21 protein-coding genes and 2 pseudogenes are annotated in these 23,109 nt (G+C 52.1%); 13 read left to right on the forward strand and 10 right to left on the reverse strand.

All coding sequences use genetic code 11. The annotated features are described in order from the left end of the window. Window positions 1-120: 120 nt before the first annotated feature. Window positions 121-1,671, forward strand: a pseudogene (locus CRG49_RS06275) (efflux RND transporter permease subunit); the annotation flags it as partial. A 287-nt stretch (window positions 1,672-1,958) separates the two neighbouring features. On the opposite strand, the gene CRG49_RS06280 reads toward CRG49_RS06275, so the two are convergent. Beyond that, window positions 1,959-2,666, reverse strand: coding sequence for a thiol:disulfide interchange protein DsbA/DsbL (locus CRG49_RS06280; RefSeq protein WP_095501735.1), 708 nt, complete (start codon window positions 2,664-2,666; stop codon window positions 1,959-1,961). Window positions 2,667-2,955: 289 nt separating this feature from the next. On the opposite strand from CRG49_RS06280, the gene murJ reads away from it, so the two are divergent. Further along, window positions 2,956-4,494, forward strand: a complete 1,539-nt coding sequence (gene murJ / locus CRG49_RS06285; RefSeq protein WP_095501737.1) for a murein biosynthesis integral membrane protein MurJ — start codon at window positions 2,956-2,958, stop codon at window positions 4,492-4,494. Between the two features lie 281 nt (window positions 4,495-4,775). Here murJ and CRG49_RS06290 read toward each other — a convergent pair whose 3' ends face one another. The 6 genes from CRG49_RS06290 to CRG49_RS06315 form a co-directional block, all read right to left on the reverse strand. After that, entirely contained in the window at window positions 4,776-5,075 is a 300-nt protein-coding gene (locus CRG49_RS06290) for a monooxygenase (RefSeq protein WP_095501734.1), read from the reverse strand. A 65-nt stretch (window positions 5,076-5,140) separates the two neighbouring features. Further along, on the reverse strand, window positions 5,141-5,923 hold the full coding sequence (gene trpC, locus CRG49_RS06295) for an indole-3-glycerol phosphate synthase TrpC (protein ID WP_095501733.1): 783 nt from the start codon (window positions 5,921-5,923) through the stop codon (window positions 5,141-5,143). A 65-nt stretch (window positions 5,924-5,988) separates the two neighbouring features. Further along, a complete protein-coding gene (locus CRG49_RS06300; RefSeq protein ID WP_095501732.1) occupies window positions 5,989-6,594 on the reverse strand; it encodes a trimeric intracellular cation channel family protein in 606 nt (201 codons plus the stop codon). Window positions 6,595-6,792: 198 nt separating this feature from the next. Beyond that, window positions 6,793-7,782: a YheT family hydrolase gene (locus CRG49_RS06305; protein ID WP_095501731.1), complete on the reverse strand. Its 990-nt coding sequence runs from the start codon at window positions 7,780-7,782 to the stop codon at window positions 6,793-6,795. Then, complete coding sequence (locus tag CRG49_RS06310) at window positions 7,779-8,420, reverse strand: phosphatase PAP2 family protein (protein WP_095501730.1); 642 nt, start codon at window positions 8,418-8,420, stop codon at window positions 7,779-7,781. The genes CRG49_RS06305 and CRG49_RS06310 overlap by 4 nt, the downstream gene beginning before the upstream one ends. A 492-nt stretch (window positions 8,421-8,912) precedes the next feature. Continuing rightward, on the reverse strand, window positions 8,913-9,710 hold the full coding sequence (locus tag CRG49_RS06315; RefSeq protein WP_095501736.1) for a molybdopterin-binding protein: 798 nt from the start codon (window positions 9,708-9,710) through the stop codon (window positions 8,913-8,915). Window positions 9,711-9,887: 177 nt separating this feature from the next. Between CRG49_RS06315 and argG the strand changes: the two genes are divergently transcribed. After that, the gene (gene argG / locus CRG49_RS06320) at window positions 9,888-11,231 is read left to right on the forward strand and encodes an argininosuccinate synthase (RefSeq protein WP_095501729.1); all 1,344 of its coding nucleotides are present in this window, start codon (window positions 9,888-9,890) and stop codon (window positions 11,229-11,231) included. A gap of 81 nt (window positions 11,232-11,312) precedes the next feature. Here argG and rsmI read toward each other — a convergent pair whose 3' ends face one another. After that, on the reverse strand, window positions 11,313-12,191 hold the full coding sequence (gene rsmI / locus CRG49_RS06325; protein WP_095501728.1) for a 16S rRNA (cytidine(1402)-2'-O)-methyltransferase: 879 nt from the start codon (window positions 12,189-12,191) through the stop codon (window positions 11,313-11,315). Between the two features lie 66 nt (window positions 12,192-12,257). Here rsmI and CRG49_RS06330 point away from each other — a divergent pair, with 66 nt between their 5' ends. The 8 genes from CRG49_RS06330 (at window position 12,258) to CRG49_RS06365 (ending at window position 19,337) form a co-directional block, all read left to right on the forward strand. Next, a complete protein-coding gene (locus tag CRG49_RS06330; protein WP_095501727.1) occupies window positions 12,258-12,605 on the forward strand; it encodes a YraN family protein in 348 nt (115 codons plus the stop codon). An 8-nt stretch (window positions 12,606-12,613) separates the two neighbouring features. Next, the gene (locus CRG49_RS06335; protein ID WP_095501726.1) at window positions 12,614-13,207 is read left to right on the forward strand and encodes a phosphoheptose isomerase; all 594 of its coding nucleotides are present in this window, start codon (window positions 12,614-12,616) and stop codon (window positions 13,205-13,207) included. Between the two features lie 70 nt (window positions 13,208-13,277). Continuing rightward, on the forward strand, window positions 13,278-13,877 hold the full coding sequence (locus CRG49_RS06340) for a BON domain-containing protein (RefSeq protein WP_095501725.1): 600 nt from the start codon (window positions 13,278-13,280) through the stop codon (window positions 13,875-13,877). A 79-nt stretch (window positions 13,878-13,956) separates the two neighbouring features. Continuing rightward, on the forward strand, window positions 13,957-14,532 hold the full coding sequence (locus CRG49_RS13140) for a hypothetical protein (RefSeq protein ID WP_095501724.1): 576 nt from the start codon (window positions 13,957-13,959) through the stop codon (window positions 14,530-14,532). Between the two features lie 65 nt (window positions 14,533-14,597). Beyond that, window positions 14,598-15,419 carry a type I methionyl aminopeptidase gene (gene map / locus CRG49_RS06350; RefSeq protein ID WP_095501723.1) on the forward strand — a complete coding sequence of 274 codons (822 nt, stop codon included), beginning with the start codon at window positions 14,598-14,600 and terminating at the stop codon, window positions 15,417-15,419. 300 nt (window positions 15,420-15,719) lie between these two features. After that, on the forward strand, window positions 15,720-16,013 hold the full coding sequence (locus CRG49_RS06355) for a DNA-binding transcriptional regulator (protein WP_095501722.1): 294 nt from the start codon (window positions 15,720-15,722) through the stop codon (window positions 16,011-16,013). A gap of 191 nt (window positions 16,014-16,204) precedes the next feature. Continuing rightward, window positions 16,205-19,036 carry a valine--tRNA ligase gene (locus CRG49_RS06360; protein ID WP_095501721.1) on the forward strand — a complete coding sequence of 944 codons (2,832 nt, stop codon included), beginning with the start codon at window positions 16,205-16,207 and terminating at the stop codon, window positions 19,034-19,036. A 106-nt stretch (window positions 19,037-19,142) separates the two neighbouring features. After that, window positions 19,143-19,337 carry a hypothetical protein gene (locus CRG49_RS06365; protein ID WP_095501720.1) on the forward strand — a complete coding sequence of 65 codons (195 nt, stop codon included), beginning with the start codon at window positions 19,143-19,145 and terminating at the stop codon, window positions 19,335-19,337. Window positions 19,338-19,394: 57 nt separating this feature from the next. On the opposite strand, the gene CRG49_RS06370 is transcribed toward CRG49_RS06365, so the two are convergent. Together CRG49_RS06370 and zupT are read right to left on the reverse strand one after the other, a co-directional pair. Beyond that, window positions 19,395-20,744, reverse strand: a complete 1,350-nt coding sequence (locus CRG49_RS06370; RefSeq protein WP_095501719.1) for an MFS transporter — start codon at window positions 20,742-20,744, stop codon at window positions 19,395-19,397. Between the two features lie 227 nt (window positions 20,745-20,971). Then, a pseudogene (gene zupT / locus CRG49_RS06375) lies at window positions 20,972-21,719 on the reverse strand (zinc transporter ZupT). Here zupT and CRG49_RS13540 point away from each other — a divergent pair. Together CRG49_RS13540 and pdxA are read left to right on the forward strand one after the other, a co-directional pair. Next, window positions 21,670-21,807, forward strand: a complete 138-nt coding sequence (locus CRG49_RS13540) for a hypothetical protein (protein ID WP_229437036.1) — start codon at window positions 21,670-21,672, stop codon at window positions 21,805-21,807. The pseudogene zupT and the gene CRG49_RS13540 overlap by 50 nt on opposite strands. Before the next feature lie 223 nt (window positions 21,808-22,030). Beyond that, the gene (gene pdxA / locus CRG49_RS06380; protein WP_095501718.1) at window positions 22,031-23,029 is read left to right on the forward strand and encodes a 4-hydroxythreonine-4-phosphate dehydrogenase PdxA; all 999 of its coding nucleotides are present in this window, start codon (window positions 22,031-22,033) and stop codon (window positions 23,027-23,029) included. Window positions 23,030-23,109 lie beyond the last annotated feature (80 nt).

Consider the following 23,109-nt stretch of genomic DNA (forward strand, 5'->3'; position numbering starts at 1 on the left):
CCGCCGACCGAGAAAGACATTGGACTATGAGACACCGGGTGATCTGTTTTCAGCAGCCCTTGCCAATGGCATTTGAGCGTTGCACTTGAAATGCGAATGTAAGGGCCTTTTGCTTGGTTCAACCGCAGTTTTGAGCGCTTATCGCAACGCTACGCCGGCTGGGTGGGCGGTACTTTCAAACGCGGCAAGTGGATGTTTGCCGGCTTTCTCGCCATCATCGCCGCTTGCGCCGCTTTGTTCCACTTTTTGCCGACATCATTTTTGCCGGAAGAAGACCAAGGTTATCTGCAAGTCAGCGTGACCATGCCGTCGGGCTCGACCGATGCGCGTTTGCGCGAAACCTTGGACGATTTGGAAGCCTTTTTCCAACAGCAGCCCGAAGTCGCCAACGTGATGGCACTTACCGGCATACGCGGTAATCAGGGTTTCGGTTTGCTCACCGTGCGCCTGAAACCGTGGGAAGAGCGCAGCGCCGAGCAAAGCGCGCGAGCATTGGAGCAACGCGCCTCACGCCTGTTCCGCCAGCGCAAAAACGCCAAAATTTTCGTCAACCTGCCGCCGGTGGTGCGCGGCTTGGGTTCGGCGGGTGGCTTGAATTTTGTGATTAAAGACAGCAACGGCCAAGGCTACGACAAACTGGTGGCCGCCGCCGAGCAATTCACCGCGCTGGCCGCACAAGATGCCCGCTTGCGCAGCGTGCGCGTCAACAACCAAGACCCACGCAGTCAGGTGGTGGTCGATGTGGACGACCGCAAAGCCTTAGCCTACAGCATTAATCTGAACGACATCAATGCCGTGTTAACCAACGCTTTGGGTGGCACATACGTCAACGACTTTATCCACAACGGCCGTGTCAAACGCGTGTATTTGCAAGCCGATGCGCCGTTCCGTATGCAGCCGCAAAATATCGGCGAATGGAAAGTGCGCAACCAAAACGGCGAAATGATTCCGCTCTCCGCCTTCAGTAGCGTGCGTTGGAATGTCGCGCCGCCTCAGCTTATCCGTTTCAGCGGCAGCTTGGCGATGGAAATGCAGGCATCGGCAGGCGAGGGCGTGAGTTCGGGCGATGCCATGGCGGCGGTGGAAGAAGTCATCAAACAATTGCCGCACGGCTACAACATTGAATGGACGGGCGCATCGTTGCAGGAAAAACGCGCCGGTGCGCTCGCGCCGCTGCTGTATGCCTTGTCGGTGTTGTTTGTGTTTTTATGCTTGGCGGCACTATACGAAAGCTGGAGCGTGCCGTTTGCTGTGATGCTCTCGGCGGTGTTGGGTGTGTTGGGCGCATTGTTGTTTACTTCAGCACGCGGTTTGGCGAACGATGTGTTTTTCCAAGTCGGTCTGCTGACCACCATCGGCTTGGCCGCGAAAAACGCCATTCTGATTGTTGAATTTGCGGTGCAACTGCAAGAACAAGGCAAAAGCATTTGGCAGGCCGCCACCGAGGCCGCCCGCCTGCGCTTGCGCCCGATTCTGATGACCTCGCTCGCCTTCGGCTTCGGCGTGATTCCGCTCGCGCTCGGCACCGGCGCCGGTGCCGGCAGCCGTGTGGCCATCGGCACGGCGGTATTGGGCGGCACGGTGTTTTCAACGGTATTGGGTTTGCTGTTTGTGCCGATCTTTTTTGTGTGGATTCGGGGTTGGGTGAACAAGCGGAACGTGCGTGTGTGAAGATAAAATGAGGCCGTCTGAAAGTGTGATTTTTTCAGACGGCTTTTTAGGTGGATAAACCAGAAATTTTTGGCATCACGGCAACCTGCCTCCCTTTCTGCTTGTTGGGAAAGGTGTTAGGAGAAGGGTGGATTCATGGGCTTGGGCTTATTTTCCATTTGCTGAACCCATAGAGCCCCCTCTCCCTAGCCCTCTCCCGCCAGACGGGAGAGGGGATGGGTTGCAGAAGTGTTAAAAAGGCCGTCTGAAAGTAGTTGCTTTCAGACGGCTTTTTATCATCAAAAACCTTATTGCGCAGGCGCGGCTTTTTGTTCTTCGCGGACTTTGTCCACCAGCAAATCAACGGTATTCATACCCGATTGCCAATCTTGAAACTTCACTTGGTATTTGCCGCCGACAATCACCACCGGCGTGCTGCTGATTTGGAAGGTGTTGGTCAGCTCTTCCATTTTATCAGCGCGGGCTTGGCTTTCAGGCGATTCGAATGCGGCCAAGACTTTTTTGCCGTCGAACGTGGTTTGTTCCGGCAGCCAGGTTTTCAACACATTCACATCGGCCAAGTTGATTTTGTCGTTGACGATGGCGTTGAAAATCGGCATATCGGCGGCTTTTTCACCGGCGATTTGCACGGCAGCGGCCAAGCGCGCCAAAGGTTTTACTTCAGGACCCCAAACCACGTGTTCTTTACGCAGGTAGGTATCTTCTTGGAATGATTTGGCGTGTTCGCTCAAGACTGGTTCCAAGTGGGCGCAATGTGGGCAGAAATAGCCGAAAAATTCGACCACTTCGACTTTGCCGGCTTGTAATTGCGGAATCGGATTGGCCAATACGGTGTAGCTTTGGCCTTCTACCAAGCCGACAGGGGCAACCGGTGCCGGTGCGGAAGCGGTGTTTTGCGCAGTGCCTTCAGCAGGTACGCTGGTTTCGGCTTGGCCGCCGCAAGCTGCCAAGGCCAGAGCCGTGAATGTGGTGAGGGTAATTTTTTTCAGGTTCATGATGTTACTTTCTCTAAAAACAGGCGTGATTTTAAAGCATTTTTGGCGGCGCATGAATGGTTTGGTGTGAAAAAGACGGTTTCATGGCAAGAAACAATAGCGAAATCGTTCAGACGGCCTGACCATTGGTCGGAAAACATCACCCAAACTGTCTGCGCTGTCGTACAATAAACAGTTTTTCTCAAGGCCGTCTGAACATTTCAGCTTCGCGGAAACGATTCCTGAACGTGACGGTCGAATGCTGTTTCAGACGGCATTTTATCTTAATTTTCAAACTGATGAAACGATTATGAATTTATTAGGTGCTTTGGCCAAAGTCGGCGGCCTGACCATGGTGTCGCGCATTCTCGGCTTTGTACGCGACACAATTATTGCCCGCGCGTTTGGCGCAGGCGTGGCGACAGATGCGTTTTTTGTCGCGTTCAAGCTGCCCAACCTGTTGCGACGGGTGTTTGCCGAGGGTGCGTTTGCGCAGGCATTCGTGCCGATTTTGGCCGAATACAAGCAAACCAAATCGGAAGAAGCCACACGTGAATTTGTGCGCCATGTGGCCGGTATGTTGAGCTTTGTGTTGGTGATTGTGACTGCCATCGGCATTTTGGCCGCGCCGTGGGTGATTTACGTTTCTGCGCCCGGTTTTGCCAAAAATCCGGATAAATTCCAGCTCTCGATTGATTTGCTGCGGATTACTTTTCCGTATATCTTATTGATTTCGTTGTCGTCTTTTGTCGGCTCGATTCTCAATTCTTACCACAAATTCAGCATTCCGGCCTTTACGCCGACTTTGCTGAACATTTCCTTTATCGTGTTCGCGCTGTTTTTTGCCCCGTATTTCGACCCGCCGGTGATGGCTTTGGCGTGGGCGGTATTTGTCGGCGGTATTTTGCAGTTGGCGTTCCAATTGCCGTGGTTGGCTAAACTCGGCTTTTTGAAGCTGCCGAAACTCAGTTTTACCGACCCTGCCGTGACCCGCGTGATGAAACAAATGGCGCCGGCGATTCTCGGTGTAAGCGTGGCGCAGATTTCTTTAGTGATTAACACCATTTTTGCATCTTTTTTGCAATCGGGCAGCGTGTCGTGGATGTATTACGCTGACCGACTGATGGAATTGCCCACCGGCGTACTCGGTGCGGCTTTGGGCACGATTTTGTTGCCGACTTTATCCAAACACGCTGCCAGCCAAGACAGCCAAGCCTTTTCCGGTCTGCTCGATTGGGGTTTGAGATTATGTATGCTGCTGACTTTGCCGGCGGCGGTGGGCTTGGCGGTGTTGTCGTTCCCATTGGTGGCGACGCTGTTTATGTACCGCGAATTTACCCTGTTTGACGCGCAAATGACGCAACATGCGCTGATTGCCTATTCCTTCGGCCTGATTGGCTTGATTATGATTAAAGTGCTGGCGCCCGGTTTCTACGCGCGCCAAAACATTAAAACGCCGGTAAAAATCGCCATTTTCACGCTGGTGTGTACGCAGTTGATGAACTTGGCTTTTGTCGGCCCGCTCAAACACACCGGCCTTGCGCTCGCCATCGGCTTGGGTGCGTGTCTGAACGCCGGTTTGCTGTTTTACCTGCTGCGCAAACACGGCATTTACCAACCCGGCGCGGGCTGGGGCGCGTTTCTCGGCAAAATGCTGCTGGCGCTGGCGGTAATGGGCGGCGGCTTGTGGGCGGCGCAAACCTATTTGCCGTTTGCTTGGGTCGATGTCGGCGGCCTGCAAAAAGTGCTGCAATTGTGTGTGTTGCTGGCGATTGGCGGCGGCCTGTATTTCCTGACCTTGGGGCTGCTTGGTTTCCGCCCGCGGCATTTTAAGCGTTCGGAAAGTTAGGGGTTTCAATATGAAAATGCCGGCTGAAAGTGTTTGCTTTCAGACGGCATTTTTTTGATATTACTGCAATCTGTTCCCTCTCCCGTCTGGCGGGAGAGGGCTAGGGAGAGGGTGCCTCTTTGTGTGTTCAGAAAATGTAAAATAATCCCAAACCCATAAAACCACCTTTCCCCTAACTCCTTCCTGCTGGGCAGGAAGGGAGATAGGTTTCTGTGGTTTTAAAGATTGCTTGTTTGCCGGTAGAAACATGCCGTTTGAAACTTTTCAGACGGCATGTTTATTTACAAAGGCGCATTGTCGATTTTCGATAAATCTGTGTTGATTGCAAAAATTTTACCGTTCACATGCGGCACACCGAAGCTTTTCAAACGTGCGGTGTGCATGGTCAGATAATTTTGTGCATCTTGCTCGGTAGCAAAATAATAAATGCCGCCGGCTTCTTGCGCCGCTTGGTTTTCCGTCCAAAATTTCCAAATCAAACCCGGCTCTTGGGCGATGGATTCGGCCAGCGTTTTCATTTCAGCAGCCATCTCTTCGCCCCATGGGCCTTGATAGGGGAAATCGACTTGTAAGATAAACATTTTTTGTCCTTTAGATAAGTGCAATACAGGCCGTCTGAAACTTTTCAGACGGCCTGTGTTCATGATTAAAACAATTTCTTCACTTCCGCTTCAATATCATCGGCACGCATAAAGGTTTCGCCGATGAGGAACGTGTGCACGCCGTGGCTGCGCATGAAATCGACGTCGTTTTTGTCGCGGATGCCGCTTTCGGTGATGACGGTTTTGCCGTTTAAATCAGGCAATAAATCCAGCGTTTGCTGCAAATCAACGTGGAAGGTGCGCAGGTTGCGGTTGTTCACGCCCCACAGTGGGGTGGTCATGTTGCGGCATTTTTCCAGTTCGGATGCGTCGTGTAATTCGAGCAATACCGACATGCCCAAGTCATGCGCCACTTGTTCGAAATGTTCTAATTGTTCCGCTTCCAAAGCGGCGGCAATCAGCAAAATGGCATCGGTGCCCCATGCGCGGGCTTGGTAGATTTGATATTCGTCGATGATGAAGTCTTTGCGCAACACCGGCAAACTTACCGCCGCGCGTGCCTGTTTCAAATATTCGGGCGAACCTTGGAAATATGGCTCGTCGGTCAACACCGACAAACACGCCGCACCGGCCGCTTCGTAAGCTTTGGCGATGTCGACGGGGTTGAAATCGGCGCGGATCAAGCCTTTGCTCGGACTGGCTTTTTTCACTTCGGCAATAATGCCCGACAGGTTTTGCGCGTGTTTGGCATGCAGCGCATCGGCAAAACCGCGCACCGGCTCGGCGGCACGGGCTTTGGTTTTCATCTCTTCTAAAGAAACGGCGGCTTTTTGTGCGGCGACTTCTTCGGCTTTGGTGGCCAGAATTTTATTCAGAATGTCGGTCATGGTCGGCTTTCGGAAAAGTTTGGGAAATCGGTTGGGGTTTTATCGGGACAAGGTTTCAGACGGCCTTACAGTTTCGGCAGTGTCAGGCGGGTTTTATATGCCCACATCCGCAGCACATAGCCGCCAATCAGCAGGATATTGAGCGTCAGCGGGTTGACCCAGTTCCAGCGGTCGAGTAGGAACACGGCCAGCGCGACGATTACGGCGACGGTGCCGTAGAAATCCTGCCGCATAATCATTGGAATGTCGTTCACCAGCACATCGCGCACTATGCCGCCGCCGACGGCGGTAATGAAACCGAGCATGACCACGCCAAACACGTTTAAATCATACATCAGCCCAACTTGTGCGCCGGTGATGGTGAAAGCCACCAGCCCGAGCGAGTCTGCCCAGACGAAGGCTTCGGCTAATACGCGGCCTTGGTTGTTTTGCACTTTAAACAGCCACGCCGCCAGCACGGTTAGCGCGGTAATCGTCAAAGCGCCGTATTCGGTAAATACCAGTGGCATGCGCCCGACCAAAGCATCGCGAATCAGGCCGCCACCGATGGCGGTGAGTAGCGCGCAAATCCACACGCCGAGCATGTCCAGCCGTTTGCGCGCACCCACCAGATAGCCGGAAAGGGCAAAGGCAATCGTGCCGATAATGTGAATGACGTCGGTGGCGGTCATGGGTGGAGTGGTGTGGAAAAGTCAATGAAGCGAGATGATAGCATGAAGCGGTGGGAATGGGGTAAGGCCGTTCAGACGGCGTGAGACCTTTGCAAAATCCCCATCTTTTGCACATTTCTTCGTTATGCGCTGCTCGAAAGCTTGCCTATCTAAGTGATATGTCTGCGCTTTCTGCGCTGCTATAACTTCAAACTGTACTCAAATCTGGGGTTTTGCAAAGGTCTCGCTCTTTGATTCCCCTTCAAATTGTAAAAAATATTGCAGCAAAGTGCGTGGCAGCCATTGGATATTCAGACGGCCTTCATCTTGACTCACAAAACCGACATGACCGCCGTGGGGTGGTTGCAGCAGGGTCACGCTGTCGGACACATCGGCAGCGGTAGGTAAGACTTCCGGCGGCAGGAACGGGTCGTTAACGGCATTGAGCATCAGCAGCGGCGTGCGCACCGATTTGAGATAAGGCTTGCACGAGCTTTGGCTGTAATAATCGATGCGGTCGGTGAAACCGTGCAGCGGTGCGGTGAACAAATCGTCGAAATCGCCCAGCGTTTTGCAGTTTTTTAACGGAGAGGCTGTCTGAAAACGTGTAAACGCTTCGGCTTTGGGAATCAGCGAATGGAGAAAATAGCGTGTGTAGAGCAGGCGGGTGACGCCTTTGTCAAAGCGCGTACCGGCAGCGACCAAGTCTAAAGGAGCGGATACAGCAGCCGCGGCTTTGGACAGCGCATCGCGGCCTTGCTCGCCCAAATATTTGACTAGCGCATTGCCGCCCAGCGAGACGCCGACGGCGTAAATTTTGGTATAACGTTGCGCCAAAGTGTTCAATACAAAACCGATTTCCGCCGAGTCACCCGAGTGGTAAAACACCGGCGCGGTGTTGTCGATACCGCCGCAACCGCGAAAATGCGCCACCACGCCATGCCAACCACACGCCTGCACGGCTTTCATCAATTCTACCGAATAATGGCTGTGGCTGCTGCCTTCCAGGCCGTGAAACAACACCAGCAAAGGCGCGTCGGGATCGGCGGCATCGACAAAATCATAGGCAACCTGCGTTTGGCCGGTGCTGTCGGGCAGCAGTTCGCGACGGTAAAGCGGCGGTTTACCTTGCAGGGTTTTGGCGAAAATGGTTTCGGCGTTGCCGTTGCGCAGCCAAAACGGTGTATTCAGGGGCGGAAAATGCGTCATTGGGCAAAACGTTTTCGGAAAAAGAAATAATACAGCGCCAGCGTGGTGACCACGCCGTTGGTCCAGCCGACCCATACGTCAGTTGGGTAATGTACGCCCAGATACATGCGCGAATAGCCCATCAACAGCGCAAAGCAAATGCCTGCCAGCAAAATAATGCCGCGATGGCGCGAACGCATGCACAGCAAAAAAGTGATGGTTGCCAAAGCAGCGGAAAAAGTGCTGTGGCCGCTGGGGAACGAGCTGTTGGTCTCGGCGATGATGCGCGGCCAAAATTCAGGACGCGGGCGCGAAATAGAGAATTTGACCGCCAGCATAATCAGCGTCGGCAGCAGGGTGCTCAAGCCGATAAACAAGCCGTAATTGCGCCGGCCGGTGAAGAGCAGCCACACCACCAGCAAGGCAATCACCGGTACCGCCAGCGAAGTTTTGCCAACATAGTGCATCACGCCGGCAATCGGGGTAAACCATTTGCCGGTGTGGGTGTGAATCCACATCATGAGCGGTTCTTCAAAAGCGAAACGATGGCCGGTAATCACATGGGCAGCGATGATGCCTGCGATGACCAATAATGCGACACAGACAATCAGGATAAGCGTATGGCGGAAAGTGTGTGTGGGGGTTGTATGGAAAGTCATTGAAATGCTTGAAATCTTGATAATTCAGTAGGTTAATAAAACGAAAACTATAAAAATCCCGGTATTGATAGTCTATTGCATTAGTTTTTGATAATTATTGCTTTTTTCTCATTGGAAAAGCAGGTAAAAGCCCAAGCCTTGCGTGACAAAACTTGCTATTCTGTCATCAAAAGGGTAGCGCGCACAACGTTGCACCCGATCACACAAACCATTGTCGTGCAGTTCAGACGGCATATAACAAGGCGTCAAGCGGTAAGGTAAAAAATCGCAAACGCCGTTTTCTAGTCGTTTCACATTTCTATTTGAAACGACTATACCCAACATACGGAGGTTATCATGTCAGTCTTCTTTTTAAACGTCATTATGGGCATCGGCTTCGCATCGCTGGCAACGCTGGCCGCGTTGTGGGTGAGTGAGCCGGATTTGTAACTCAGTTTTTAATTTCATTCAAAAGGCCGTCTGAAACGTTTGATTTCAGACGGCCTTTATTGTTCAAACCGTATCTTTCAATTCCGCCCCCAAGTCACGCAAGTGCTGCAACACATCCGCCCAAGCCGTATCCAGCAGCGCACAAGCCACGCCTTCCGCCTTAATGCCGAAATCAATATGTGAATGCACACGCTGGCCGTTGTCGTCGGTGCGCGCCACCGTCGGCAAGCTGTATGAGCGCACGCCGGGGTAGGTGTGCTCGATGTATTCCATCAACGGTGTCAGGCGTGATTCGGGCTGGCCGAACACATACACGCTGCGAAAATCGCTTTCTACCTGATTGAAACGTTCGGCGTAATACGTGTCCAATACCCATTCCGCCATCGGGTGCGCCATCACCGGAAAGCCGGGGAAGAAATAATGCTCGCGGATGGAAAAGGCGGCGATGTTGTTGAACGAATTGGGCACAATCTCTGCGCCTTCAGGAAAATCCGCCATGCGCAAACGGTTGGCGTGTTCCGCTGAATCGAGCGACTCGCCGCGGCCTAAGGTGACGCCGTCGATATTGGCCGCCGCTTCAGGATGGCGCACCACCGGCACGCCCAATGCCGCCGCTGCGGCCTGACGCGTGTAGTCATCCGGCGTGGCACCGATGCCGCCGGTCACAAAAGTTGGCAGGCCGTCTGAAAAACTGCGCTGCAACTGAGTGACCAATAAATCGAAATCATCGGGCAGATATTGCACCTGATTGAGCTTCAGGCCGCGCGATTCCAATAAAGATTTGAAAAAAGCAAAATGCTTGTCTACCCGCGTGCCGTGCAGGATTTCGTCGCCGATGATGATGAGGTTGAATCGATTCATGATAAAAGCTTTCATTTTGAGCAGGCCGTTGTAGGGAAAGAGAGGCTGTGCGGACACAAAATCCGCTTTTTCAGACGGCCTAAACTGGATTATCTGCCGTATTTATAAGATAATAAACCCAATTTAACGGATATGCGCCTGAGAAGCGTATTTATTTTTAGTCTGACAGGATTTTTTATGAGCCAAAATCATACCATTTTGCAGTCGCTGCCGACCGGCCAAAAAGTCGGCATCGCCTTTTCCGGCGGCTTGGATACTTCAGCCGCGTTGTTGTGGATGAAACTCAAAGGCGCGCTGCCTTATGCTTACACCGCCAACTTGGGTCAGCCTGACGAAGACGATTACAACGCCATTCCGAAAAAAGCGATGGAATACGGCGCAGAAGCCGCCCGCCTGATCGACTGCCGTGCACAATTGGCGCACGAAGGCATCGCCGCGATTCAGTGCGGCGCGTTCCACGTTTCCACCGGCGGCATCACTTATTTCAACACCACGCCGCTGGGTCGTGCGGTGACCGGTACCATGCTGGTGTCGGCGATGAAAGAAGACGATGTGAACATCTGGGGCGACGGTTCGACCTACAAAGGCAACGACATCGAGCGTTTCTACCGCTATGGTTTGCTGACCAATCCAGCCTTGCGTATCTACAAACCTTGGCTCGACCAACAATTCATCGATGAATTGGGCGGCCGCCATGAGATGAGCGAATTCTTAATCGCCAATGGTTTCAACTACAAAATGTCGGTAGAAAAAGCCTACTCGACCGACTCCAACATGCTGGGTGCCACCCATGAAGCCAAAGACTTGGAATTCTTGAACACCGGCATCAAAATCGTCAAACCGATTATGGGCGTGGCGTTCTGGGATGAAAGCGTCGAAGTGAAAGCGGAAGAAGTGAGCGTGCGCTTTGAAGAGGGTGTGCCGGTTGCTTTGAACGGCAAAGAATACGCTGATCCGGTGGAATTGTTCTTGGAAGCCAACCGCATCGGCGGCCGTCACGGCTTGGGCATGAGCGACCAAATCGAAAACCGCATCATCGAAGCCAAATCACGCGGCATCTACGAAGCCCCGGGCATGGCCTTGCTGCACATCGCCTACGAGCGTTTGGTAACCGGTATCCACAATGAAGACACCATCGAGCAATACCGCATCAACGGCTTGCGTTTGGGCCGCCTGCTGTACCAAGGTCGCTGGTTCGACAGCCAAGCCCTGATGTTGCGCGAAACCGCCCAACGCTGGGTAGCCAAAGCCATCACCGGCGAAGTGACCTTGGAATTGCGCCGCGGCAACGACTACTCAATTCTGAACACTGAATCGCCAAACCTGACCTACCAAGCAGAACGCTTGAGCATGGAAAAAGTGGAAGACGCTGCGTTCACCCCGCTCGACCGCATCGGCCAGTTGACCATGCGCAATCTCGACATCGTCGATACCCGCGCCAAACTGGGCATCTACTCGCAAAGCGGTTTGCTGCAATTGGGCGAAGGCTCGGTATTGCCGCAATTGGGCGAGAAAAAATAATTCAGTTGAGTTAAGCTGATTAAATGATCAAGGCCGTCTGAAACATTTGTTTTCAGACGGCCTTTTTTAAGATTGGTGGGTTTAACCCTGATTTTTCCACGTCAACGCCAAATCATACAATGCCTTTTTGCTCTCGCCGGTAATCTTCGCCGCCAAATCGGCAGCTTGTTTGGTCGGTAGCTCAGCAGCCAACACTTTCATTACGTTTTGTGCATGTTCGGGCAAATCGCTGCTTTTTTCTTTCACGGCAGGATGCAGAATCAACACCATCTCGCCGCGGGTTTGGTTGCTGTCTGCTTGTAAGGCCGTCTGAATCTCGCTGACCGTGCCGCTGAGGAAGGTTTCAAAAGTTTTGGTGATTTCGCGTGCCAACACCAATTGGCGTTCGGGAAACAGGGCGGCCATGTCGTCCAGCGTGGCTTCGATGCGGTGCGGTGTTTCAAACATCACAATCGGATAATCGGCTTCAGCCCATTTGGCGAACAGTTTCTGCCGTTCGCCCGATTTCGGCGGCAAAAAGCCGTTGAAATAGAAATTCGGCTCGCTCACGCCGGCGACGCTGAGTGCGCCCATCACCGCGCTGGCACCGACCACCGGCATCACTTTATAGCCGGCTTGGCGCACGCGTTCGGCCAGTTTCGCACCCGGGTCACACACGGCAGGGGTGCCGGCGTCGGAGACTTGCGCCACCATCAGGCCGTCTGAAAGGTATTGGATGATTTTGTCGGCCATGTGCTGCTCGTTGTGTTCACGCACGCTGACGAGTTTGCCCTGTATGCCGTAAGCGCTCAATAATTGGGCGGTCACGCGCGTGTCTTCGGCGCAGATGATGTCGGCGGTTTTCAACACGGCCAAGGCGCGCAGGGTGATGTCGGCCAAATTGCCGATGGGGGTGGCGACCACGTATAATGTTTGCGCGCTCAGGCTGTCGCAGGCTTTTTGATGGTGTTTTTGAATCATGATGTTTTACGGCATTGAGGCCGTCTGAAAGAAAGTGCGCTCATTATATATTAAGGGGAACAAGATATGCGTTTAAACCACAAACAGGGCGCGGCAGGCGAAGATGCGGCGCTGGTGTTTTTGCAGCAGCAGGGCTGCCGATTAGTGGCACGCAACTGGCATTGTCCGTATGGGGAAATCGACCTGATTGTCAAAAACGGTAACATGATTCTGTTTGTTGAAGTAAAATACCGCAAAAACCAGCAATTCGGCGGGGCGGCATACAGTATTTCTTCGTCCAAATTATTGAAATTGCAACGAAGTGTAGAGTATTATTTGCAACAACACGGCCTGAATCACGCGCCATGCCGCTTGGATGCGGTGCTGATTCAGGGAAGCCAACCGCCCGAATGGGTGCAAAACATCACAGGTTGATTGATTAGATGACGACATTACAAGAGCGCGTGGCGGCGCATTTTAGCGAAAGTATCGAAGCCAAGCAGCAGGCGGCGCAAGTGTTGGTTGAGCCGACCGCAGAAGCCGCGCAATTGCTGCTGCAATGCTTGATGAACGACGGCAAAATTTTGGTGTGCGGCAACGGCGGTTCAGCTGCCGATGCGCAACACTTTGCTGCCGAGATGACCGGCCGTTTTGAAAAAGAACGCATGGAATTGGCCGCAGTGGCGCTCACCACCGATACATCTGCGCTCACCGCCATCGGCAACGATTATGGTTTCGAGCATATTTTCAGCAAGCAGGTGCGCGCTTTAGGTCGTGCCGGTGATGTGTTGATTGGCATTTCCACCTCGGGCAATTCCGGCAACGTCATCGAAGCAATGAAAGCGGCGCACGAGCGTGATATGCACGTCATCGCCATGACCGGCCGTGACGGCGGCAAAATGGCGGCCATGCTGAAAGACAGCGATGTGTTGCTCAACGTGCCGCACCCGCGTACTGCCCGCATTCAGGAAAACCATATCCTGCTGATTCACGCGATGTGTGACTGCATCGATACCATGCTGCTCGAAGGCATGTGATTTCTGTTCAGACGGCCTTATTCAATCAAGGCCGTCTGAAACCTGTTTGACATCATCCGAAAGGACGTTTATGAACAAACCATTCCAAACCTTGCTGACGGCAGCTTTGTTGGCAGCAACTTTGAGCGGCTGCGTCAGCGCTGTGGTCGGCGGCGCGGCTGTGGGCACCAAATCTGCGGTTGACCGCCGCACCACCGGTGCGCAAACCGACGATAATGTGATGGCCTTGCGTGTCGAGCAAACCGCATTGTCTTATCTACGCCAAAACAATCAAACTGCTGATTACCAGCCCAAAATCAATGTGGTTAGCTACAACCGTCGTTTATTGCTGCTGGGTCAAGTGGCGACCGAAGGCGAAAAACGTTTTGTCGAACAAATCGCCCGTTCCGAGCAGGCTGCGGAAGGCATTTACAACTACATCACCGTAGCCACGCCAACCCGTACTTTCGGTAACGTCAGCGCCGATACTTGGGGCACTTCCAAAGTGCGCGCCACTTTGTTGGGCGTGAAACCGGCCACCCAAGCGCGCACTAAAATCGTGACGTATGACAACGTGACTTATGTGATGGGCATTCTCACGCCTGAAGAGCAGGCTTTGGTTACCCAAAAAGTCAGTACCACACTAGGTGTACAGAAAGTCGTGACCCTGTATCAAAACTATACCCCATAATGATAAGAATGCCGTCTGAAACCCTTCAGACGGCTTTACCGAATCTTTGATTCGCCACACCAACGGACAGTTTCTATTCATGGCAAAACAGAAATTCCAACTCAGACCGAAACACTTGATTACGACTATCTTAGCTGTCTGTGTTTTGGCCATTATTGCATTGATTATCGGCGTCGTCGGTACGTTTAAACCGCGTGACGAAGAGCGCCGTCAGGAAGAGCAGGTACAAAAACAGCAGCGCGAAGCCAATCGCGTTGAAGTATGGAAACCCGATGGCAGCAGCCAAGAAACCGTTATCTTGAATCCGGATGCCGTCAATACGGCGCGTACCCCCACAGGCGGACAAAATAAAGCCGATCGCGACCGGCAGGCCGCAGACAATCCGTTTATCAATTCTGAACCGTCTCACAGCCGCACTGAACCGCTTGCAACGCAAGAAGTGCCACGCCGCGCCCGTCCGCGCAGTGACGGCAACCGTATACGCCCGATAGAAACACCGCAGACTCAGCCGGCACCATCTTTCCCAAGCCCGGCGGTGACCCCGACTCCGCCAAGTCCGGCTGAACCAGCTACGCCTACCCAACCGCGCAGCGAAGCAAAGCCGGCACCGCAACCGAAACCGCAGCACAAAGATGTCATCGATAATTTATTCTGATGCGCGGGCGGTAGGCCACAGTTTTAAACCTTTCAGACGGCCTAGGGAATCATTCATCAGTTCCCATGACTAGGCCGTCTGAAAACATGAAGGAATGTATCAACATGATGGATGAAGTATCAATTAAAACCCCCGAAGAAATCGAGAAAATGCGTGAACTCGGCCGCTTGGTCGCCGAAGCGCTCGATTATATTACCCCGTTTGTGAAACCGGGCATCACCACCAATGAAATCGACAAGCTGGTGTATGACTACCATGTCAATGTACAAGGCGGCTATCCGGCGCCTTTGAATTACGGCAATCCACCGTATCCGAAATCATGCTGCACGTCTGTCAATCACGTTATCTGCCATGGTATTCCTGATGATAAGCCTTTGAAAGAAGGCGATATTTTGAATATCGACTTAACCATTAAAAAAGACGGTTTTCATGGCGACTCCAGCCGTATGTTTACCGTTGGCGAAGTGAAACCGTTTGCCCAACGTCTGATTGACGTGACTCACGAATCGATGATGGCCGGTATTGAAGCAGTCAAACCGGGTGCGACTTTGGGCGATGTCGGCTATGCTTGTCAGCAGGTTGCCGAAAATGCCGGCTATTCGGTGGTGCAGGAATTCTGTGGCCACGGCATCGGTCGCGGCTTCCACGAAGCGCCGCAAGTGTTACACTACGGCCAAAAAGGCCAAGGCTTGGTGCTCGAACCGGGCATGATTTTTACCGTTGAGCCAATGATTAACCAAGGCAAACGTCATTTGCGTATACTTCCCGACGGTTGGACAGTGGTTACGAAAGACCGCTCTTTGTCAGCCCAATGGGAGCACGAAGTTTTGGTGACCGAAACCGGTTATGAGATTCTGACCATCAGCCCGGCAAGCGGTAAACCGTAAACAAAAGTAGGTTTTTTGTAAAAAATAGACAAGAAGAGCGGTGTTTATCATTTTAAGTATTTTAAGTAATTGATTTTCTTTAAGAAAGTATCAATAATTGGCCGGCAACCGGGATTTATTCCGGTTGCCGGCCAAAATCATCACATTTCTCTTGAATGATGTGTCGGATATATCTGTATAATTAGGGAAAACGGTATAGAGTGGATGCTTTACTTTTCAACAGGCCGTTCTCGAGGCTTGACCAGTAAAATTTTTACCGTCCGTTTAGATGACAATATCAGACATTAAGAAGGAAATCTCATGAAGTCGTTTGAGAAAATTGACAATATCCGCGACATCCGCAAAAAACTCGGTTTAAATCAAATGGACTTTTGGAGCCGCATCGGTGTGACCCAGTCCGGTGGTTCACGTTACGAGTCCGGCCGCAACATGCCTAAGCCGGTACGTGAGCTGTTGCGACTGGTGCATATCGAACGTGTGGACTTGTCAAAAGTCAACCGCGATGATCTGGCCGTTGCTTCTTTGCTGAAAAACCGCGATCCAGAGCTGTACGCTTCTTTGAAAAAAGAAGCCAAGGCCGACAAAAATAAATAAGCTGTATTGTTTATGGCTGTCGCCAAGCAGATGTAAACCCGAGGCCGTCTGAAGCGCAAATCTCGTTTCAGACGGCCTTTTTGCGTTATAATCAAGGCTATCTTATTTTCGACATCCGCTGCACCTTTAAGTGCTAATCTTTTAAGGGCAGGGCGGATGTTTTGTCATATTTTTATTCAACAGAATCCATCATGCTAGACAAATACAATCCCGCCGAAATCGAAGGCAAACATTATCAAAACTGGGAAAAACAAGGCTATTTCCAACCCCACATGGATTTGGCCAAACCCGCATTCTCCATTCAATTGCCGCCGCCGAATGTAACCGGCACGCTGCACATGGGGCACGCGTTCAACCAAACCATCATGGACGGCCTGACCCGCTACTACCGCATGAAAGGCTGCAACACGGCCTGGATTCCGGGCACCGACCACGCCGGTATCGCCACGCAAATCGTGGTTGAGCGCCAACTGGCGGCAGAAAACATTTCACGCCATGATTTGGGTCGCGAAGCCTTCTTAGAAAAAATATGGGAATGGAAAAACATTTCCGGTGGCACGATTACCGAGCAAATGCGCCGTGTCGGCTGCTCGGCCGATTGGTCGCGCGAATACTTCACCATGGACGACGTGCGCGCCGAAACCGTGACCGAAGTGTTTGTGCGCCTGTTTGAACAAGGCCTGATTTACCGCGGCAAACGTTTGGTAAACTGGGATCCTGTGTTGGGCACTGCCGTGTCCGATTTGGAAGTGGAAAGCGTGGAAGAACAAGGCTCGATGTGGCACATCCGCTATCCGCTGGCCGACACGCCGTCTGAAAGCGTGATTGTCGCCACCACCCGCCCCGAAACCCTTTTGGGCGACGTGGCTGTGGCCGTGAACCCTGAAGACGAACGCTACGCCCACTTAATCGGCAAAGAATTACTGCTGCCGCTGACCGGCCGTAAAATCCCCGTGATTGCTGATGAATATGTAGAAAGAGATTTCGGTACCGGCTGCGTGAAAATCACCCCCGCACACGATTTCAACGACTACGAAGTCGGCAAGCGCCACGACACCGTGTTGGTGAACGTGTTCGACTTGGAAGCCAAAGTATTGAGCCAAGCCGAAGTGTTCAACTTCAAAGGCGAAGCGCAATCAGGCTTTGCCCTGCCGGAAAGCTATGCCGGACTCGACCGCTTTGCCGCACGCAAACAAATGCTGGCCGATTTGGAAGCGCAAGGTTTGCTGGCCGAAGTGAAACCGCACACGCTGATGACGCCGAAAGGCGACCGCACCGGCTCAGTGATTGAGCCTATGCTGACCAGCCAATGGTTTGTGGCGATGTCTGCTACGCCAAACGGTGTCGAGCCGGAGAGCGAGTTTAAAGGCATGAGCTTGGCGCAAAAAGCCAAACACGCGGTGGACAGCGGCGCGGTGAAATTCATTCCTGAAAACTGGGTGAATACTTACAACCAATGGATGAACAACATTCAAGATTGGTGTATCTCGCGCCAATTGTGGTGGGGTCATCAAATTCCGGCTTGGTATGACGAGCAAGGCAATGTATTTGTTGCCCGCAACCAAGAAGAAGCAGAAAAATTGGCCGGCCAAACCGGTTTGACCCGCGATGAAGACGTGTTAGACACATGGTTCTCATCGGCTTTAGTGCCGTTTTCAACCTTGGGCTGGCCGTCTGAAACCGATGAATTGAAAGCCTTTTTGCCAAGTAATGTGTTGGTGACCGGTTACGAAATCATCTTCTTCTGGGTGGCGCGCATGATTATGATGACCACCCACTTCACCGGCAAAGTACCGTTTAAAGACGTGTATATCCACGGCATCGTGCGCGACCACGAAGGCAAAAAAATGTCGAAATCCGAAGGCAACGTGATTGATCCGGTGGATTTGATTGACGGCATCGATTTAGAGCAGCTTTTGGTGAAACGCACCACCGGTCTGCGTCGCCCTGAAAAAACACCGCAAGTGATTGAAGCCACGAAGAAACTGTTCCCCGAAGGCATTCCCGTATTCGGCGCCGATGCCTTGCGCTTTACCATGGCTAGCTACGCCAGCCTTGGTCGCAGCGTAAACTTCGACTTCAAACGTGCCGAAGGCTACCGCAATTTCTGCAATAAATTGTGGAACGCCACCAATTTCGTGCTGATGAACGTGGAAGACAAAGACTGCGGCCAAAACGAAACCGATCCGCTGGCCTACACCTTCGTTGACCAATGGATTATCGGTCGCCTGCAGCAAACCGAAGCCGCCGTGACCGAAGCTTTCGATACCTACCGCTTTGACTTGGCCGCGCAAACGCTGTATGAATTCGTGTGGAACGATTTCTGCGACTGGTACATCGAGCTGGCCAAAGTGCAAATCCAAACCGGCTGCCCGACCACCCAGCGCACCACCCGTCGCACGCTTGTGCGCGTATTGGAAGTGATTCTGCGCCTGCTGCATCCAATCATGCCGTACATCACTGAAGAATTGTGGCAAACCGTCGCCCCGCTGGCCAACGCCAAGCAAACCGACAGCATCATGATTGCCGCATGGCCGGTAGCCGATGAAGGTAAAATCGTTCAGACGGCCTTTGATAAAATGACCGCGCTGCAAGACCTGATTGGCGCCGTGCGTAACTTACGCGGCGAAATGGGCATTGCACCGAATGTTAAAGCGCCGCTGTTTATTGAAGGCAGCAGCGACATTGAAGATCTGCTGAAATACCTGCCGTCAATGACACGCCTGACCGAAGCCAAGCTGGTTGAAACCCTGCCGGAAGGTGACGATGCCCCAGTAGCCGTGTGCAACGGCGCTCGCCTGATGCTGAAAGTGGAAATCGACAAAGCTGCCGAAACCGCGCGTCTGACCAAAGAAGCCGAAAAACTGCAAAAAGCCTTGGACAAACTCAACGCCAAACTGAGCAAGCCCGGCTACACCGACAAAGCACCGGCGCATTTGGTGGAAAAAGACCGCACCGAATTGGCCGAGTTGGAAGACAAAATGGCTAAGGTGCAAAGCCAGTTGGCGAAATTGAAAGATTGATGATTGAGCTTAACTGCTTGAAATCATAAAAGGCCGTCTGAAAGTTTACCCTTTCAGATGGCCTTGTTTCTTTTATAATCATATTATTGCCCAAAAGGAGTTGGTTATGACCATACCTAAAACCATCATCAAAACTGAGCCGTTGCCAAAAAATGCCACCGATGAAACCAAGCTGGAAAAGTGGGCGGAAATTTCCGCCGAATATGGCTTGAGTGGCGAATGGGCAGTGGCTGCGCGTTTAGGCGAAACACAAACAAGTGATGAACAGGTTGAGATGATTGCGAATTTGTTTGGTCGGTAAAGAAAAGGCCGTCTGAAAACACATTATTTTCAGACGGCCTTTCAGTTCAACGCTATATTATTGTGAAACATTCAGTTTTTTCTGTTCCAACTTCATCACGCCGCGGTGGGTCATGTAGCAGCAGAAAATACACGCCACGACAGCAAACAGCAGCAGGTAAAAGCCTGCATCCCAGCCGTAGCGTTCAGCCAAAATGCCGAATAGGGCGGTGCCGGAGAAGCTGCCCAACACATAGCTCAACAGGCCGCGCAAGCCGGTGGCGGAACCGGCGGCGAATGACGGCACCAGTTCGATGGCTTGCAATGATGATAAGAACATCGGTACATAAATCAAGCAGCCGACAATGCCCGCGCCGATGGTGACGGTGGCCAAGTCTTGTCCGCCCCAGTAGGCGAAGATGGCGGTACCCACGCCGAGCAAGGTGACGATGGCCAAGGGCATGCGTTTGCCTTTGAAGTATTTATCGGTCACATAACCGGCCAGCAGGGTTGACGGAATCGCCGCCCATTCGAAAATGGCAAATGCGGTGGCCATTTGGCCTTTGCTGAAGCCTTTGGTTTCCAAGAGATACAGCGGCAGCCAAGTCAATACGCCGAAGCGGATCATGTAGGTGAACACGTCGATAAAAGAAACGAACCAAACATTGATGTCTTTTAAGATGTATTGTTTGAAAATCTGCCAAGTGGTCAAATCGATGTCTTCGGTTTTGGTCACCACCAATTCTTCGTCGGCATTGTTCAGAATTTGGTTCATCGGCGGCAAACCTTCGTTGTAGGTACGGCCTTTACCAAAAATGTAGACAATTACTGCAATAATTGCTGCAATGGCTGTCGGCACGATGAAGTGTGCGGCCTGCCAATGTTCGGTACCGAGCCAAGCAATGGCGCCACCGGCAATCGGGGCCACCAAGCCGCCGCCGACGTTGTGGGAGATGTTGAAGAAGGCAGTAGTCACGCCGCGTGATTTACGCGGGAACCAGCTGGCCAATACTACATAAGCTGGACCTGCGCCCATGCCTTGAAAAATACCGTTGAGAATACACAAAAACAGGAAAATCCAAAACGAAGCGGAAAAACCCATCATCAGATTGACCACGCCCGACATTACCAAACCGAAAATCATAAAGTGTTTCGGGTTGGATTTGTCTGCCAGCGCCGACATTACGCCTTTACTGATGCCATACACCACCAACATGGTGCCGGAAATAAAGCCGATGTCTTTTTTAGTGAATCCGAATTCGCTGATGAGTTCAGGCGATGAGAGCAAGAAGTTGTTACGCAGGATATAGTAGGCGGCATAACCGATAAAAATGCCGAATAATGCCTGCCAACGCAAGCGGTTGTAGCGGTCGAGTATTTCCGCTTCGGGTACAGGGGTACCCGGTTTGGACTTCAGGAATGACAACATAAAACATCCTTAAATTTAAATGGAAAAAAATAAACCAAGCTGCGCAAAGCTTGGCAGCTTGACGGGGATAACAAAAATGAGAAATATTACAAAATTGTGACAATGGTAATGTAATTTTAAGTAGTTGACTATTCAATCATCTAGCAAGCTTGATGTATGGCAATAAAAAGGCCATCTGAAACCTATTCCGGTTTCAGACGGCCTTTATGCATCAATTTTTAAATCATTCAAAAATGAAACAATACCAAGCTCAAGGCAATCACCGCCATGCCGGAGGTGAGGCCGTACACGGTTTTGTGGCCGTCTGAATAGCGTTTGGCGGCGGGCAATAATTCGTCTAAGGCAAGGAACACCATCACGCCGGCGATGATGCCGAACACGCTGCCGAAAATGGCTGGAGAAAGAAACGGTTTGAGCAGGGTGTAGCCCAAAATTGCACCCAAAGGTTCGGCCAAACCGGAAGCGAGGCAGGCCAAGACAGTAAGTTTGCGGTTGCGCGTGGCAAAATAAACCGGCGCGGCAATCGAAATGCCTTCGGGAATGTTGTGGATGGCAATGGCAAAAGCCAGCGGCATACCGAGTGTCGGGCTTTCGAGTGTGGCGAAAAAAGTGGCCAAGCCTTCGGGGAAGTTGTGCGCGGTGATGGCAAACGCCGCCATCATGCCGATGCGGGCGACGTGTTGGCGGCGGCTTTCTTGAAATGCAGGGTCGTTGGCATCTAAGGTTTCATGCGGGTTGGGCACAAGGCGGTCGATCAGCGCAATGGCGGCCATGCCGATTAAAAAGGCAATCGTGGCGGCGGCAAAGCCATGCGATTCGCCGTGCGCTTGGGCGAATGCCTCTCTGGATTTGTCGAAAATTTCGGTGAGCGACATAAACCATCGCGCCGCCGGCAAAGGCCAAGCCAAACGATAAGGCGCGCGGATTGGGTGTTTTAGAAAACATCACCAAGCCACTGCCCAATACGGTAAACAAGCCCGCGGCCAGCGTGATGCCGAAAGCCGTCCAAAGATTAGATGAGCTGATTTCTAACATGATGTGTGTGATGACGTTATTTTATTAAAACGCAAATAGATTATCATAAAAAAGAATAATTATCATTAATATTTTGAGTAAGCAGATATGGAGCGACGCATTAATTTTGCTTTGCGGTGCAGCGATAAAATAATTGAACAATAAGCCCTGATGCAGGCAACGCGGTTTAGCCGCAAAAATTCGGTGCAAGGCTTGAAAAAACGTGGCGACTGGGGGAAACTGATGCCGATTTTCACTATAAAGGAACGACCATGTCCCAACCGATTTTAGCCGTTACCAGCGGCGAACCTGCCGGTATCGGCCCCGATATTTGCTTGGATTTGGCCTTTGCTGATTTGCCGTGCCGTCCAGTAGTGTTGGGCGACAAAACCTTATTGCAACAGCGTGCTGATATGCTGGGCAAAGCGGTGCAATTGGTTGATTTCAATGCGCAAAGGCCGTCTAAACAGCAAAACGGCGTATTGGAAGTGTGGCATGTGCCGTTGAATGAACCATGCGAGGCAGGCCGTCTGAATCCGAATAATGCTGCGTATGTGTTGCAATTATTGGATACGGCTTACCAAGGCATTTCAGACGGCCTGTTTGCCGGTATGGTCACCGCGCCGCTGCACAAAGGCGTGATTAACGACGGCCATGCCAGCGGACATTTTTTCAGCGGCCACACCGAATATCTGGCCGAAAAAAGCAACACCGAGCAAGTGGTGATGATGCTTGCCGGCGGCGGTTTACGCGTGGCTTTAGTCACCACGCATCTGCCGTTGAAAGACGTGGCCGCCGCGATTACGCAGCCATTGGTGGAATCGGTGGCGCAGATTCTGCACGCCGATTTGCGCGATAAATTCGGCATTGCCCAGCCGCGCATTTTGGTGACGGGCTTGAATCCGCACGCGGGCGAGGGCGGTCATTTGGGCTGGGAAGAAATCGAAGTGATTAACCCTGCGCTGAACAACTTACAAGCACAGGGCATCGATGTGCGCGGGCCTTATCCGGCCGATACCGTGTTTCAACCGTTTATGCTCAAAGATGCCGACGCGGTGTTGGCGATGTATCACGACCAAGGCTTGCCGACCTTGAAATATGCAAGTTTCGGGCAGGGCGTGAACGTGACCTTGGGGCTGCCGTTTATCCGCACATCGGTTGATCACGGCACGGCCTTGGATTTGGCCGGCAGCGGCAAGGCCGATTCGGGCAGCCTGATGGTGGCGGTGGCAACGGCATTGGAAATGGCGCGCAACGGGGCAAATCAATAAAGGCCGTCTGAATCAGTATGCCGTCTGAAAATCACATGTTTCAGACGGCTATTTGTTATACAATCACAGCTTGCGTTTAA

Source organism: Neisseria sp. N95_16 (genome assembly GCF_002551535.2).
GTDB lineage: Bacteria > Pseudomonadota > Gammaproteobacteria > Burkholderiales > Neisseriaceae > Neisseria > Neisseria brasiliensis.

Coding starts and splice junctions, on each gene's coding strand:
- CRG49_RS06280 (WP_095501735.1), bottom strand. CDS start 2,666: ATGAACCTGAAAAAAATTACCCTCACCACATTCACGGCTCTGGCCTTG.
- murJ (WP_095501737.1), top strand. CDS start 2,956: ATGAATTTATTAGGTGCTTTGGCCAAAGTCGGCGGCCTGACCATGGTG.
- CRG49_RS06290 (WP_095501734.1), bottom strand. CDS start 5,075: ATGTTTATCTTACAAGTCGATTTCCCCTATCAAGGCCCATGGGGCGAA.
- trpC (WP_095501733.1), bottom strand. CDS start 5,923: ATGACCGACATTCTGAATAAAATTCTGGCCACCAAAGCCGAAGAAGTC.
- CRG49_RS06300 (WP_095501732.1), bottom strand. CDS start 6,594: ATGACCGCCACCGACGTCATTCACATTATCGGCACGATTGCCTTTGCC.
- CRG49_RS06305 (WP_095501731.1), bottom strand. CDS start 7,782: ATGACGCATTTTCCGCCCCTGAATACACCGTTTTGGCTGCGCAACGGC.
- CRG49_RS06310 (WP_095501730.1), bottom strand. CDS start 8,420: ATGACTTTCCATACAACCCCCACACACACTTTCCGCCATACGCTTATC.
- CRG49_RS06315 (WP_095501736.1), bottom strand. CDS start 9,710: ATGAATCGATTCAACCTCATCATCATCGGCGACGAAATCCTGCACGGC.
- argG (WP_095501729.1), top strand. CDS start 9,888: ATGAGCCAAAATCATACCATTTTGCAGTCGCTGCCGACCGGCCAAAAA.
- rsmI (WP_095501728.1), bottom strand. CDS start 12,191: ATGATTCAAAAACACCATCAAAAAGCCTGCGACAGCCTGAGCGCGCAA.
- CRG49_RS06330 (WP_095501727.1), top strand. CDS start 12,258: ATGCGTTTAAACCACAAACAGGGCGCGGCAGGCGAAGATGCGGCGCTG.
- CRG49_RS06335 (WP_095501726.1), top strand. CDS start 12,614: ATGACGACATTACAAGAGCGCGTGGCGGCGCATTTTAGCGAAAGTATC.
- CRG49_RS06340 (WP_095501725.1), top strand. CDS start 13,278: ATGAACAAACCATTCCAAACCTTGCTGACGGCAGCTTTGTTGGCAGCA.
- CRG49_RS13140 (WP_095501724.1), top strand. CDS start 13,957: ATGGCAAAACAGAAATTCCAACTCAGACCGAAACACTTGATTACGACT.
- map (WP_095501723.1), top strand. CDS start 14,598: ATGACTAGGCCGTCTGAAAACATGAAGGAATGTATCAACATGATGGAT.
- CRG49_RS06355 (WP_095501722.1), top strand. CDS start 15,720: ATGAAGTCGTTTGAGAAAATTGACAATATCCGCGACATCCGCAAAAAA.
- CRG49_RS06360 (WP_095501721.1), top strand. CDS start 16,205: ATGCTAGACAAATACAATCCCGCCGAAATCGAAGGCAAACATTATCAA.
- CRG49_RS06365 (WP_095501720.1), top strand. CDS start 19,143: ATGACCATACCTAAAACCATCATCAAAACTGAGCCGTTGCCAAAAAAT.
- CRG49_RS06370 (WP_095501719.1), bottom strand. CDS start 20,744: ATGTTGTCATTCCTGAAGTCCAAACCGGGTACCCCTGTACCCGAAGCG.
- pdxA (WP_095501718.1), top strand. CDS start 22,031: ATGTCCCAACCGATTTTAGCCGTTACCAGCGGCGAACCTGCCGGTATC.